13 protein-coding genes are annotated in these 13,208 nt (G+C 68.2%); 8 read left to right on the forward strand and 5 right to left on the reverse strand.

All coding sequences use genetic code 11. The features are described from left to right. Window positions 1–64 precede the first annotated feature (64 nt). The 4 genes from AIIKEEIJ_RS34405 (at window position 65) to AIIKEEIJ_RS34420 (ending at window position 2,127) form a co-directional block, all read left to right on the forward strand. Window positions 65–994, forward strand: a complete 930-nt coding sequence (locus AIIKEEIJ_RS34405; protein WP_161996669.1) for a Mu transposase C-terminal domain-containing protein — start codon at window positions 65–67, stop codon at window positions 992–994. A gap of 149 nt (window positions 995–1,143) precedes the next feature. After that, window positions 1,144–1,326 carry a hypothetical protein gene (locus AIIKEEIJ_RS34410; protein WP_161996670.1) on the forward strand — a complete coding sequence of 61 codons (183 nt, stop codon included), beginning with the start codon at window positions 1,144–1,146 and terminating at the stop codon, window positions 1,324–1,326. Window positions 1,327–1,636: 310 nt separating this feature from the next. Continuing rightward, window positions 1,637–1,858, forward strand: a complete 222-nt coding sequence (relB, locus tag AIIKEEIJ_RS34415) for a type II toxin-antitoxin system RelB family antitoxin (protein WP_161996671.1) — start codon at window positions 1,637–1,639, stop codon at window positions 1,856–1,858. Continuing rightward, window positions 1,855–2,127 carry a type II toxin-antitoxin system mRNA interferase toxin, RelE/StbE family gene (locus AIIKEEIJ_RS34420; RefSeq protein ID WP_161996672.1) on the forward strand — a complete coding sequence of 91 codons (273 nt, stop codon included), beginning with the start codon at window positions 1,855–1,857 and terminating at the stop codon, window positions 2,125–2,127. Before relB ends, AIIKEEIJ_RS34420 begins: the two co-directional genes overlap by 4 nt. 59 nt (window positions 2,128–2,186) lie before the next feature. Here AIIKEEIJ_RS34420 and AIIKEEIJ_RS34425 read toward each other — a convergent pair whose 3' ends face one another. From AIIKEEIJ_RS34425 to AIIKEEIJ_RS34445, 5 genes are all read right to left on the reverse strand, one after another. Further along, window positions 2,187–2,312 carry a hypothetical protein gene (locus tag AIIKEEIJ_RS34425; protein WP_274387122.1) on the reverse strand — a complete coding sequence of 42 codons (126 nt, stop codon included), beginning with the start codon at window positions 2,310–2,312 and terminating at the stop codon, window positions 2,187–2,189. Window positions 2,313–3,117: 805 nt separating this feature from the next. After that, on the reverse strand, window positions 3,118–4,038 hold the full coding sequence (locus tag AIIKEEIJ_RS34430; RefSeq protein ID WP_161996673.1) for a TniQ family protein: 921 nt from the start codon (window positions 4,036–4,038) through the stop codon (window positions 3,118–3,120). Further along, window positions 4,035–5,060, reverse strand: coding sequence for an ATP-binding protein (locus AIIKEEIJ_RS34435; protein WP_161996674.1), 1,026 nt, complete (start codon window positions 5,058–5,060; stop codon window positions 4,035–4,037). Before AIIKEEIJ_RS34435 ends, AIIKEEIJ_RS34430 begins: the two co-directional genes overlap by 4 nt. Beyond that, complete coding sequence (locus AIIKEEIJ_RS34440) at window positions 5,048–7,087, reverse strand: Mu transposase C-terminal domain-containing protein (RefSeq protein WP_374121858.1); 2,040 nt, start codon at window positions 7,085–7,087, stop codon at window positions 5,048–5,050. Before AIIKEEIJ_RS34440 ends, AIIKEEIJ_RS34435 begins: the two co-directional genes overlap by 13 nt. Before the next feature lie 62 nt (window positions 7,088–7,149). After that, window positions 7,150–7,779 (reverse strand): TnsA-like heteromeric transposase endonuclease subunit, encoded by a 630-nt coding sequence (locus tag AIIKEEIJ_RS34445; RefSeq protein ID WP_308071913.1) that lies wholly within the window; start codon window positions 7,777–7,779, stop codon window positions 7,150–7,152. 558 nt (window positions 7,780–8,337) lie between these two features. Between AIIKEEIJ_RS34445 and AIIKEEIJ_RS34450 the strand changes: the two genes are divergently transcribed. The 4 genes from AIIKEEIJ_RS34450 to AIIKEEIJ_RS34465 are packed head-to-tail and all read left to right on the forward strand — an operon-like array spanning window position 8,338 to window position 13,194. Then, window positions 8,338–9,084, forward strand: a complete 747-nt coding sequence (locus tag AIIKEEIJ_RS34450; protein ID WP_230831874.1) for a TnsA-like heteromeric transposase endonuclease subunit — start codon at window positions 8,338–8,340, stop codon at window positions 9,082–9,084. Beyond that, on the forward strand, window positions 9,084–11,192 hold the full coding sequence (locus AIIKEEIJ_RS34455) for a Mu transposase C-terminal domain-containing protein (RefSeq protein ID WP_040273180.1): 2,109 nt from the start codon (window positions 9,084–9,086) through the stop codon (window positions 11,190–11,192). The genes AIIKEEIJ_RS34450 and AIIKEEIJ_RS34455 overlap by 1 nt, the downstream gene beginning before the upstream one ends. Then, window positions 11,189–12,217 carry a TniB family NTP-binding protein gene (locus tag AIIKEEIJ_RS34460; protein WP_010596658.1) on the forward strand — a complete coding sequence of 343 codons (1,029 nt, stop codon included), beginning with the start codon at window positions 11,189–11,191 and terminating at the stop codon, window positions 12,215–12,217. The genes AIIKEEIJ_RS34455 and AIIKEEIJ_RS34460 overlap by 4 nt, the downstream gene beginning before the upstream one ends. Continuing rightward, on the forward strand, window positions 12,214–13,194 hold the full coding sequence (locus AIIKEEIJ_RS34465; protein WP_010596657.1) for a TniQ family protein: 981 nt from the start codon (window positions 12,214–12,216) through the stop codon (window positions 13,192–13,194). Before AIIKEEIJ_RS34460 ends, AIIKEEIJ_RS34465 begins: the two co-directional genes overlap by 4 nt. Window positions 13,195–13,208 lie beyond the last annotated feature (14 nt).

Genomic DNA, 13,208 nt, shown 5'->3' on the forward strand with positions numbered 1-13,208 from the left:
AGCAGCGCCAGCGGCACGGTCAGTGCCGCGGCCGCGACCGCCGCCGTGACCATCCCCACCACGAGTGCCGGCCGGTGGTCTGCCCGCGGCGGTGCGCATCGACCGGGGCAAGGACTTTTTGTCCCGCACCGTCGCCGACGCGCTGGGGGCGTTCGCGGTGCGGGTGGACGAGCTGCCCGCCTACGGTGCGCACCTGAAGGGCACGGTGGAGACGATCAACGGTGCGGCCGAGAAGATGCTGTTCGCGGGCCTGCCGCGCTACACGCATCGGCAGAGGCACGTCGGCGGCGGCCCGGTCGATCCCGACCAGCCGCCGCTGTCGTTCGAGGCGTTCACCGCCGAGGTGCTGGGCTGGGTGCGGTGGTGGAACACCGAGCACACGATCACCGAACTGGGGGAGCGGACGCCGATGCAGTCCTGGGACGAGGATCCGACCCCGATCCACGACGCCGACGAGACCCGGTTGTGGATGTTCACCCTCGAAGACGATCGCCGCCGTCGCACGATCACCACCAAGGGGGTCGCGTTCGGCCGCGGCCGCCACTACGTCGCCGACTGGATGGTCGGACTGGTCGGGGCCGGGGTGCGGATCCGGTACATGCCGCACCACACCGGCGAGATCGAGGTGTTCGACGCCGGCACCGGGGCGCATCTGGGCACCGCGATACTCGCCGATGCCGCCTCCGCCGAGGACCGTGCCCGGGTGTTGCAGGCCCGCGCCGGCAAGGCGCGCCGATTGCGGTCGGATCTGGCCGCGGCCGAACGGGAGCGGCGGGTCCGGTATGCGGCGTCGACGGTGCCGGAACCGGCGCAGCGACTCGATGCGATGACCACGGCCGAGGTCGCTGCGGTCCTGGCCGCCGAACGCGACGCCGACCTGGCGCGGTGGGCGCGCCCGGATCTGATTCCCTTCGGCCCGCCGCCGGCGACCTGGCGGCTGCCGGTCGACCCGAATAAGCAGGCAAAACCCGACCGAGACGAGGACCGCCGGTGACGAGGACACCCCGCAACCCTCTGTCGTCGAAAAGAGAAGCACCGTGCAGGTCGCCCGGACACGGGTGTTCAGTTCTCCGGTGTCGATTCGACGTCCGTGCACTCGACGGTGCCTGCCCGCGTCAGTGCCGGCTGCTGGTCCGCTTCGCCGTGCCGGAAGAACGTCGGCGCGCCGAGGGTGGCACGCAGGGTGTACCGAGCGGCCACGACCGGGGTGAGGTCGCCGCCGAACTCGGCTACGACGAGACCGTCGCCCGAGCCATGGCCGACCGGTACCTCGACGACACCGAGTCCCGGGCCCAGAAGAACCAATTCTCACTGTTCGATCTCTGATCGGCCGGCCTCACCTCACACTCGAGGAGAGCAGCGCCGTCCCGGCGCGGCTCGGGCACGGCGGTGTGCTGGTGCAGCGCCCGGGTGGTGGGTTCGTCACCCGGGCCGGGATCGTTGTCGCAGCCGAGGTCCGCACCATCGACGGTGGGTACGATGCGGGGCACCGTTCGACGCGGGGCGAACTCGGCGAGCCTGCCGGCACCACACCCCCAGCCTGCAGGCGCCCCATCGCCGCCACCTCCTGGTCGTGACCTGGTGGTAGCCACCCGCCGCGCCCTCTGCGATACTTGTATCGCAGGAGGTGGTTTCCGTGGCAATCTCGATCAGACTCACGCCGGAGGACGAGGCCAGGCTCGACGCACTGGCGCGACGAACCGGACGATCGAAAACGTTCTACATCCGCGAGGCGATCCATGCGCACCTCGGCGAACTGGAAGAGCAGTTCTGGGCGGACTCTGTGGTCCACGAGTGGGAGAACACCGGTCAGCAGAGCCGGCCGGCCCAGGAACTGTGGGATGAGCTGGGCGTGTGACCCGGTGGCACCTGCGAACCTCGCCGCAGTTCGACAAGGCCGCCCGCCGTATCGACCGCACAGCATTGCGGCGGATCAGGGCATACCTCGACGAGGTCTGCGAGCTGGACGACCCCCGTCAGCGGGGCAAAGCGTTGACGGCGAACCACGCGGGGTACTGGCGCTACCGGATCGGTGACTGGCGCGTCATCGCCGAGATCCGCGAGGACGAACTGGTGATCGTCGCGATCGGGCTCGGGCATCGCTCCGAGATCTACCGGGAGCGGTAGAGACCACTGCATTCCGATGCGGTCTCGCCGACTTCGACCCGACGCGAGGTGGGTTCGACTTACTGGCCCGGCGCCGGCGGCGTGGACGCGGCCCGGAGCTGCTCGAGCGTGAGCACCGCCGCGGTGTCCCGGACCACACCGAGACGGGCCCGTGCCACCGCCAGCGCCGTCAAGGCGGTCGACATTCCCAGCGCCCAGGGCGCGGACTCGACCGGTGTAAAGCCCGCACGATCGGAAATGGTCGGACAGCCGGCCGATGGCACCGTCGAGCACGGCGATCTGCACGGAATCCGAATTCGAGTCCGGTCCGGGGTCGGTGACACGCACCGGGTAGGGCCACAGCAACACGAGGCCGGTGGGCAGCATCCGAGGAATCGTCTCTGCCACCAGCCACGCCCCCAGGTCGTGGCCCTGCAGCGGTTCGGTGACGAACGTGAGGTTCGGGATCAGGACCACCTCGGTGGCGATGGCCGGGGTTTCGTACTGGTTCTCGACCTGCCCGGTGAGGCGATTGCCGTCGAACAACCCGGCCGGCATCTCGTGGTCGCCGTCGACGTGGTCCGGGCACAGGGCGATCGGGTCCTCGGTTCCGAGCCGGAGCAGCGGGAAGTCGAGGGAGCCGACGAGCCGCTCTCGGCCAGGTCTCGCGGTGCACATACCCCCATCTCAGCGACCGGAACATGCCCGGATCCTGCTGACATTCGTGCGACCTACCGCTGACATCGAGTGACGTTCCCCCAGGTTGCCCGCTGGCAACTTCGTGCGGCCCTCTCAACTCGGCGAAGACGGGGGTGCCGGACCGCGTTCTCTGTCATCATTGCAGGTGGAGGCGTGGGTCGGGGTGCGCCGGGCGTGAGGGTCGCGGGGGTGTTGTCCACCGCGGGAGCCCCGAAGAAATCAGGATGAATCGTGCATATCAGGCATTTTCACGAGCTGGGTGTCCTTTGCCATTTGATCTGAGGCACGAGAAGGTCGCTGACCTGCGGTGCCTCAGGAATGTGGCAAGACCGCTTGCTGGTGTTCTCGCCAGATTCTTGAGGCAAGTGGACGTCTGCGGGTGCCGGTGGGGTCGGATCGGTAGCGCTGGAGTTCGAGGGCGTGCTGCTGTTCGTTGACCCAGCTGACCAACGGGTCGTCGATGTTGTCGAACCGAATGTCGAGATCGAGGCGACGGCCGACTTCGGTGTAGAACTGGCGCAGTGTGTTCTTGCGGGGTCCGAGCGAGACCGCCTTGCTTGTCCAGGTGTCGGAGATCAGCAGCGCAGTCAGGGCAACTACTTCGGGATAGTCGGCCATCTCGGTTTCGGGCCAGCCGGGCCGCTCGGGTCGGTCGGGGAAGCAGATCCGCAGGCGGCGATCACGGTGGCTGGTGTGCTGTCCGCTGTCCGTCCAGCGGCGGATGATGCTGGTGGCGTCACGGTAGGCCGCTTCCGCGGCGAGCGTGCCGTGCCGGCGGGCCAGGCGCCGATGCGTGCGTTGCGCAGTGCGCAGCTCGGGAAGCGGGGTGATGTCGTACTGCGGCGCAGTGTGACTACCTCCGATCCAGAGTCTGTGGCGACGGCAGACGTTGACGTGCCCGTCGGGGTAGACGATGACCGTGTCGAACACGTTGCGGCGGGCCGCACAGAGTCGACAGAGGGCGCTGGGAAAGCGATGTCGCGGTTCGGGTTCGGTCAATCCGCGCAATCTGTCGACCAGGGCGGCCACCGGCCAGCCGGTGACGATCGACAACCACCGCGGGTCGGGGCGTTTTCCCGTCGTCGACCCGAGGAGGGGCTGCAGATCGGTGACGGTGATGTGGTTGACCGCTGCCAGCCGGCGCAGGAACGAGTGGAGCGTTTCGCCGCGAAATGGTGCGGTGGTGCGGGGAAGTTGTTGTCGAGGAACGAGATCGAACCAGGTCTCGGTCATCGGTGGGTGCTGCTGGCTCGGCGGGTGGCCGATTCGACGGCGTGGTCGACGCGGACGTTGTCCATCAGGGCCCGGGTGATCTGTTCGGTGCCCTCGAGAACAGCGCGAATGGCGCTGGCGCGGATGAGGTGGCCGAGGCTGCCGATCATGCCGCCGGTGCGTTGGTGCAGGTATTTCGCGGCGGCGACCAGGGTTCCCTGCTGATGACGGTGCAGCCGCAGCGTCGCTTCCAGACCGCCGACGAGCTGTTTCCACTCGGTGGTGCAGGGAAACGGTGTGGTGTTGATCAGCAGGGAACGGCCGGCGATCTGCTGCCCGCGCACACCGGTGAACAATCCGGAGCGTTCGACGTCGATGCCCGCGTAGATGAAGGTGGCCGGGAGGTGCTCGGTGAAGTATTTGAGGTGGTCGGACAGGTCCTCGCCGGCGCTGGTGGCCAGGTTCATGTTGTGGATTTCGTCGACGACGACGACATCGGTGCGGGCGTCGATGAGGACCTGGCATACCGCGTCGGCGATGTCGGTGACGTTCTGCCGGGCGCGCATGGGTGGCAGTCCGAGGAAGCGGGCGAACTCCATGGCGAGCTTGCGTGGTGACCCCTTCGGGGGTGCGGTCACGTAGACGACGGGGATGCGGTTCGTGCCGGGGAACCGCATCTGGGTCCGCAACTCGTGGAACCGGCCCAACTGTTTGATCGCGGTGGTCTTGCCGGTGGCAGCGGGGCCGGAGACGATCAGTCCCCGTCGGGCCCCGATCTCCCGCTGGTTGAGCAGCGTCAGCAGTCGTCCCTCGTTGGTGATCTCGGTGATCGTGGAGGTCGTGACCACGACCAGTTCGGCGTGGTGGGCGATCCTCGCCTCGTCGTAGGCGACCCGTTCACGGTCGTCGAGGCTCTTCCAGTCCTGCTCGGGGAGCAACTCGAACTGCGACGGTTCGGCCTCGATGAACCGTCGCCATCCTTCGAGTGTGGTGGTCGGTTGGCGGCGGTTTTCCAGTTGGCAGACCGGGGTCAAAATGGCCACAATTCGGCTTCCTTCCGCGCATCGAACGTGGGCAGGGCGATGACCGCCGCGCACGGTTCGTCGGGGCCGGTGGCGGCCTCGCCGTGTGCTGTCTCGGCAGGTGAGGTGACGACGGCTTCCGGTTCGGGATCGGGTTTCGGCCAGGACGGCTCGGTCGTTGCTCGGGTGCGTCCGGTGACCTTGCGATCACGCGGTGAGCGCCGCTCCGTCGAGGCCGCGACCGCTCCGGCCGGTCCCTGCTCGGCGCGGTCGAGCAGCTCGGCGGCGACCTGGGCGATCTCGGCTTCGGTGGCTTTGTCCTGCCCTCGTCGGCCGAGGATCGTTCGAGCGTGTTGCCAGGCCAGATCGCCGAAAGGCGCTGGAGCGGTGCGCAGGTGTGTCCACGTCGCGGTGATCCACCCGCCCTTGTGGTGGTTGCGCACCCAGATGCGGGAGATGTCGTACGGGTCGTGATGGATCTCCCAGCGGCCGGAGTGGGCCGTGATCCCGGAATGCTGGCGCCGATAGGGGTTCAGGGCACGGGCATCGTAGGTGCGGCGATTGATTCGGATGCCGTAGGTGTTGATCGTGCGCCAGGTCATCGGGAGCAGTTCGATGTAGTCGTCGGCCGAGAGCGGCACCGGCACATAGCCGGCGACCTGCACAAGGGCGGCGTACTTTTCGTTCGGGGTCAGGGCGGTGTCCGGGGTGAGGGGATCGCGCAGCCCGTCGTGGGGGCGGTGCTGCCAGACCGCGACCAGCCATTCGTCGAGTAGCGCTTGCAGTTCGGCCATCGACCAGACCGCGGATCGTTCGGCGTTCTTGCCGCGTCGCTCGACCGAGGAGCCGACATAGCCGGCGACGTACTGGGCGAACAAGGTGCTCACCGTCTGCAGGGTGCGTTCGACGACGGGTTTGTCGGTCGGGGTGTCCGGATGCGCCGGCTGCAGGCTGATGCCCAGGGTTCGGCAGGCCGTCCGGAAGGTCTGCGACAAGAACGCCTTGCCGTGGTCGACGACGATCGTCTCCGGAGCGATCACCGGCCGGGCCGCCGCGTCGGCCAGGCGCTGATCGACCCGGGTGAGGGTTCGGTGCGGCAGCACCGACCGAGACATGCGCAGCGCATCACTCCACCCCGGCCGCATCGGCTCCGGTGTCAATGCTCGGCCCAGCAGCAGTGCCGCATCCACCGCCTTCGTCGTCGGTCGCAGCACCGCGGCCGGGACCGTGCGCGTGGCCAGATCGATCATCCCGGTCAGCTCGACCCGGTCCACCGTGCCGTCGTCGAGGACGACACGCACATCCAGTGGGGTGGAGTCGATCTGCACGATCTCACCGGGTCGGGAAGTGGTGACCAGGCCGAACGGCCCGTCGGGTTGTTTGGCCAGGGAGCGGCGGGTGCGTGCCGAGCCGAAAGTGTGCTGACCTGCCGACAGGCGGGCCACGAGACGGTAGAAGGTGCGCTGCGCCGGCAGCGCGGGCGCGTCGGGACCATGCAGTTCGGTCAAGAGCTGACCGACGCGGCGATGCAACCGCGCCACGGTGCCGGTGGACCGGTCCGTTTCCCCGGCAATCGCTGTGCGGGTGGCCTCGACAATGCGCGGATCGATCCGGCCCGTCGGAGACATCCGTCGCGCGAAACGTCGGTCGACCAGGCCCCAGAGTCCGTCACGTTCGTAGGCCAGACGCATCCGCTGCACGGTCGCCAGGCTGACCTCGGTCCCCGCAGCGGCCAACTCCCGGACCTTCGCCTGTTCTCGCTGCCGCATCGTCGTGGTCGCCGGGTCATAATCCTTGGCGCCCGCGGCCGTGGGCGCAGCGTCCGGTGGCCGGCCCGTAATCAGCTCGAGGACGTGACGTTCCCACCACCGGACCTGCTCGGCGACCTCGGCCGGCAGGTCGGCCAACCGACCGGAGGGCGGCAGCGGCGCATGGCGCGAGGTCAGCAGCTCGAAACTCGCATCGGCCAGGATCTGCCCGGTCGGGACCGTGGACACCACTCCGGCCACGTCCCGGATGCGGACATCGAACCCGATCACCTCGACCACCTCGTGGTCGCGTCCACCGACCCGGAAAAGACAACCCGGCGCAAGCACGTCGGCTCGGGCGGTCAACGGCCGGGCCCGATCAGCGAGGCGGGCCCGAGCAACTCCGTGTCGGGCAAGGTCACCAGCTCCTGGTGCCAGAGCAGGTGAAACAGGGTCGGCAACACCTCGATCGGATCGCCTGCATCCTCGGCGCCGAGCCAGAGCGGCCGCGGCACGGCGAAGATCTCGGCCAGCTTCGTGGCCAGCCCCGCCCGTCGGCAGCGGAGGTGCCGATAACCCGACAACCACCGTAGATTCGCCGCCCGCACCCGGTTCATCTCACCAAGTCGGCGGTACTGCCAACCGAGCAACTCGCACACCGCCGCCGTCGTGTCGAACACCATCCGATCCTCGGCGTCGATCCGAGTATCGGCGCGCACGTCCACCACGACCGCTCCGCCGTCACGCAGCCGCAGGAAGTAATCGGGAGTGTGCCGCTTGATTCTCTTCGCTCGCCACGACAACCGAAACGGCTGAGAACCGATCCCCGTCACCTCACGGCACGAGTCGAAGGCGATCAGCCAGTCCCGCTCCATCCAGGACTCGTACCCGACATGCGAACCCGTCGTCGCCGACCACCACAGGCCGGGAAAGCTCCGCTGCCCCCGATACGACGGGAATCCGCGCACCGGCGGCGCATCTTCGAACCGCACCGTCGCACACGTCAACAACGGAACCTCACACCGCTGTCCGCCCGGCCCCACGAACTCGACTCGATAGTCCTCCCCGGCCCCTACGGCAGCGACACCAGCCAAGGCAACAGCCTCCAGAACACGCAGGTAGGAAACGGTCTGCCTCAACTTAGTGGCAAAAACCCGGCACTTGCCTCAGACACACTGGCAATGCCTCAGATCAACTGGCAAAGGACACTGGGGGTATGTCACTCCTGGTTTGTGTGGTGTCAGGCATGTAAAATCCCATTTACGCAGCCATCGCCGTAAACCCCGAGGTGAGCGTGTTCGGTCGCCGGGACCCTTGTCCTTGTCCACGTTGTCGGTGCGTTGTCCGAGATAGGTGTCGCATCCGGAAGGCGTCGTCCGAGATAGTTGTCACCACTGTCGGTTCCCGATCGAGGTGGCGGATTCCCGGGAGAAGTGGCGGATCGGTGGCGGGTTCCCACCGGAAGTGGCGAAGATGTTCCGGTGCTGACTGCTTCCGAGCTCCGAGACGATGCGAGTGCCCGGGGTGATTGCTGGGTCGAGGTGGAGTTCGTGACGGTCTCCGGTGACCGGCGGAGGCTGCCGTGGCAGTCGTTTCCACAGGTCGCTGCGCAGATCGGGGGTCCGGTGCGGTCGTTCTCGTCGTACCGGGGGCAGAAGAACTTCCCCGGCTGGTACTGGTCGGCGACGCTGGGCCGGCGGATCGGGTTCGAGTCGTGGGTGGAGCGGGATCATCTGGTGGCGTTGGATTTCGACCCGACCGTGTCGGATGTGGTGTCGCAGCCGTTCACACTGCTGTGGGACGCCGGCACGCGCCGGAGGCGGCGGCACACCCCGGACTTCCTGGTCCGGCTCGACCACGGGCGCACCCTGGTGCTGGATTCACGGCCGTCCGAGCGGATCAAGGACCGGGATCGGGAAGCGTTCGCGGCGACGGCACGGGCCTGCGGCGATGTCGGCTGGGAGTACGCGGTGTGGGACCGGCTGGACCCGGTGCTGGCGGCGAACCACCGTTGGTTGGGCGGCTACCGGCATCCCCGCTGTTTCGACGAGCCGACGGCACGGGACCTGCTGCAGGTGTTCGCATGCCCGCAGCCGCTGCTCGACGGCGCGGAGGCGGCCGGGGATCCGCTGGGCACCTTGCCGGTGCTCTATCACTTGATGTGGCGACGTTGGCTGCTCGCGGATCTGGCGCTGGTGTTGTCCCATCGGACGGTGGTGCGGGTGTCGCCGCACGTGGCGGACGTGGCGGATCTGGCGAGTGCCCGGTCGGTGCCGTTGTCCGAGCAGGGGTGGTGATGAGGTCGCCACGTCCGGTGGTGTCGGTCGGCGACCGGGTCGTGTTCGAGGGCACGGCGCACGCGGTCGTCGCGCTCTCGGGTACCAAGATCCGCTTGTTGTCCGAGGCGGGCGAATCGAGCGTGGTGGCGTTGTCGTTCCTGCTGGCAGCGGAGGACTTCGAACTGGTCGGTGCGGCTCCGGCACCGAAGATCGAGCCGAGCAACTTGCTCGCCTCGCTGCCGGAGAAGGTGCTGGAGGCGGCCAGGGACTGGGAACGTCACGTGATCGAGGTCGAGACGGGTCTGCTTCCGGACACTCCGGAGGATGCGCAGCCGCGGCCGGGGTACGACCCGACGGTGTTCTCGCTGAAGTCGAGGGAGACGCGAAAGGCCGCGGAGCTGACCGCGGCCGGCCGCCAGACCAGCGCCCGCACGGTGCAGCGGATGCGGCAGCGCTACCGCGAGCAGGGGTTGTGGGGGCTGGTCGACACCCGCTACACCAGGACGGCCGCGCCGACCGGGCAGGTCGACCCGCGGGTGATTGCCGCGGCGACGGCGGTGATCGACGCCCAGACCGGCACGTCGACGGGCACGAAATCGCGGGTCATCGCGAGGGTGAAGCAGATGCTCGACGACGAACACGGGCCCGGGGTGGTGCCGATGCCGTCGAAGACGACGTTCTACCGGCTGCTGGACGTGCTGGCCCAGGGCCGGCACACGTTCGGTTCGGCGCTCACCCGCCGGTCGGCGGCGCACAGGCCCGACAAGGTCTACACCCCGGCCACCGCCGCGCGGCCGGGGGAGCTGGTGCATCTGGACACCACCCCGATCGATGTGATGGCGGTGATGGACAACGGGGTGATCGGTCGCGCCGAGCTCGTGCTGGCCGTCGATATCGCCACCCGCACCATCGGCGCGGGAGTGCTCCGGCCGGTCGGCGCGAAAGCCGTCGACGCTGCGCTGATGCTGGCGCGGATGAGCGTTCCCGAGCCGATGCGGCCGGGCTGGGACCATGCGCTGGCGCTGGCGGCGTCGCGGATCCCGTATCGGCGGCTGGTGACACTGGACGCGCGGATGGCGATGGCGGCCGCCAAACCGGTGATCGTCCCGGACACCGTCGTGATCGACCACGGCAAGGTGTTCATGTCGGAGGTGTTCGCCCGCGCCGCGGACACCTTGGGCATCTCGGTGCAGCCCGCGCACGTGCTGACCCCGACCGACAAGGCCATCGTCGAACGCACCTTCTCCTCGATCAATACCCTGTTCTGCCAGCATGTTTCCGGCTACACCGGCCGCGACGTCACCCGCCGCGGCACCGACGTCGACGAGCGCGCCGTCTGGTCGCTGGCGGATCTGCAGGAGTTGTTCGACGAATGGGTGCTGGCCGGTTGGCAGACCCGCCCGCACGAGGGGCTGCGGCACCCCTTCACCCCCACCGAGAACGCGTCACCGAACGATGTCTACGCGGCGCTGATCGCCGCGGCCGGGTATGTCCCGGTCACCTTGACCGGCGAGGACTATATCGAGTTGTTGCCGGCGCAATGGCGCGCCATCGGCGATGCCGGTGTTCAGATCGACTACCGCACCTACAACAGCAGCGAGCTGCGCGGTTTCGCCGGGGAATCCTCGGGCATCGTCACCAAGGGCGGCCGCTGGGAGGTCCATTACGACCCCTACGACGTCTCGCGGGTCTGGGTCCGGAACCACCGCGGCCGCGGCTGGATCACCGTCCCGTGGACGCACCGGAACATCGTGCGGCAGCCGTTCGCCGATTTCACCTGGCGCGCAGCACGGAAACTGGCAGCGCAGCGCGGCGTCGACGACGCCAACGAGATGGCGGTCGCGGTGATCCTGGCCGCGCTGCTGCGCCGCGCCGAAGCCGGCCCCGACACCCGCCGTCCGCTGGCTCGCCATGCGTGCACCCGCGAGATGCCCAACCACCTGCCCGTGGAGGTCACCGAGGTCGGCCGATGGCCCACCGCCCTGCCCGAACCGGCCCGGCCCCCGGCGTTGCCGCCCGCACCGCCGGTCCAGGCGGAATCGGATCCGACGATCGAGGCCGACGCCGAGACCGTGGTGCCGTTCGGGCTGCTCGATGCCTTCGACGAGCAGGAAGGCCGCTGGTGAGCTCGATACATCTCGATGCCCGGCACCCGCTGGCCACCAAGGAGGGCTGGTCGTCGTTCGTCGGCACGGCCCATCCTCAACCACCGCAGATGCTCTCCGGCAGCGATCGTGAGCGGATGGACGAACTCGAGCGGGAACTCTACGACGAGGCCCGGCAGGACTATCACTCGTCGTTGCTGCTGGTCGCCACTCCCGACATCCGCAAGGTTCTGCACACCGGGCAGAAACTGATCGTCAACAACCGCGGCAAGCAGCTCGGCCGGCGGGGCTTGCTGGTCTCCGGCGGCAGCGGGACCGGAAAATCGACGTCGATCACGCACTTGGGTCGCCGGTTCCAGCTCGACTTCGAACGCCGCAATCCCGGGATCCCCGACCGCATCCCGGTGGTCTACATCGTGATTCCACCCGACGCCGACCCGAAGGCCCTGGCCGGGGAGATGGCGGTGTTCCTGGGACTGCCCGTCGGCCGCCACGACTCCCCACAAGCCCTCGCGCACGCGGTCGCCGCGGTGATGCGCCGGGCCGGCACCCGGCTGGTCCTGGTCGACGAGATCCACCGGTTGGATCTGTCGACGAAGAAGGGAAAAGACGCATCCGACCAGCTGAAATACTTCTTCGACTCGATCTCCGCCACGTTCGTGTACTCCGGTCTGGACCTGGAAGAAACCAACCTGTTCTCCGGCGTCCGGGGCCGGCAGATCGCCGGCCGGTTCATCCCGGTCACCACCGGGCCGTTCTCCTACCACACCATCGCCGCCAAGAACGACTGGAAGAAGCTGGTCGCCACGATGGAGCAGTCACTGCGGCTGCACCGCCACACACCCGGAACCCTGATCGACTGGGCACCCTACCTGCACGCCCGCACCGGCGGCATGATCGGCAGCCTCGATCAGCTGATCTACGAGGCCGCCAACGACGCCATCAGCGACGGCACCGAGAAGATCACCAAAGCCCACCTCGAAGCGGTCATCCTCGACATCGCTGCGGGCAATCAATACGACCCGCGCCGCAAGCCGCTGTCATGACCGTTCTTCCGCTCTGGCACAAGCCCGCCGTCCCGCTGCCGTTCCGGGTTCGCCCGGTCCGCGGCGAGACGACCCTGTCCTTCGTGTTCCGGCTCGCTGCCGCGAACGAACTGGTCAGGCCGACAACACTGCTCCGGTCGATCGGGCACCCGGACAACACCAGCCCGGACCGATTCATGGTCCTCAAGAACTGGGACGTCCAGCTCAACCTCGCCGCCCGGCAGCGGCTCGCGATATTCGCGGGCATCCCGCTGAAGCAACTGGCACGCAGCCTGCCGATGCCCGGTCCGCGGCGCGATGCCATCGACCCCGCCACACCCAGCCTGCATTTCGCCGGCGTCAGCTCACATACGCGCACGCACTGCCCTCGCTGCATCGCACAGATTCCCGGCGCTCCCGTGATCAGGGTCTACTCGTCGGCGGCCGAGGGCTACTGCCGCCGGCATCAGCTCTGGCTCGGGGAGTGCGCCGCACAGCCGCCGGTGAACCTCAGCTCCGCACCCGAGATCGCGAAAGCGATCCATCGGCGCGACAAGCTGTTTCGCAGCGACGAGGACCCCGACTGGATTTCCAGCCATGTCAACACCGCCCAAGACATCATGATCGCCTGGCGGCGGAACCCCGATCCGCTCCTGCACCGGCGGCTCACCCGGCGATGGAACGCGCGTGAGGACGCGGTCAACGCCGTCAACCACGCCCCACAGCTGCTGCCGACCCGATTGCTCGTTCTGCCCGAGACGGTGATCCTCGCCGAAATCCTGATCGATCCGACCTGGCGTCGCCGGATCGGGCTCGCGGAGCTGGTCCACGAACAGCGACCGTTCTACCTGCACATCGCCCACCGTCTCGGATTCCTCGGCTGGACCGCAGGCCTGCACACCGACAACGACCCCCTACGCCGCTGGGTCGACCAACACCAAGCCCAGCACCGACACACCTACAGATTCACCTACCGACACCACACCCCGAGCCGATGACACATCCCGGACCG

This window comes from Rhodococcus sp. YH1 (assembly GCF_009939605.1).
Lineage (GTDB): Bacteria > Actinomycetota > Actinomycetes > Mycobacteriales > Mycobacteriaceae > Rhodococcus > Rhodococcus aetherivorans.

Excerpts from the sequence above, each read along its gene's own strand:
- AIIKEEIJ_RS34425 (WP_274387122.1), bottom strand. The coding sequence starts at position 2,312 with ATGTCGACCGCCTTGACGGCGCTGGCGGTGGCACGGGCCCGTCTCGGT.
- AIIKEEIJ_RS34430 (WP_161996673.1), bottom strand. The coding sequence starts at position 4,038 with ATGACCGAGACCTGGTTCGATCTCGTTCCTCGACAACAACTTCCCCGC.
- AIIKEEIJ_RS34455 (WP_040273180.1), top strand. The coding sequence starts at position 9,084 with ATGAGGTCGCCACGTCCGGTGGTGTCGGTCGGCGACCGGGTCGTGTTC.
- AIIKEEIJ_RS34465 (WP_010596657.1), top strand. The coding sequence starts at position 12,214 with ATGACCGTTCTTCCGCTCTGGCACAAGCCCGCCGTCCCGCTGCCGTTC.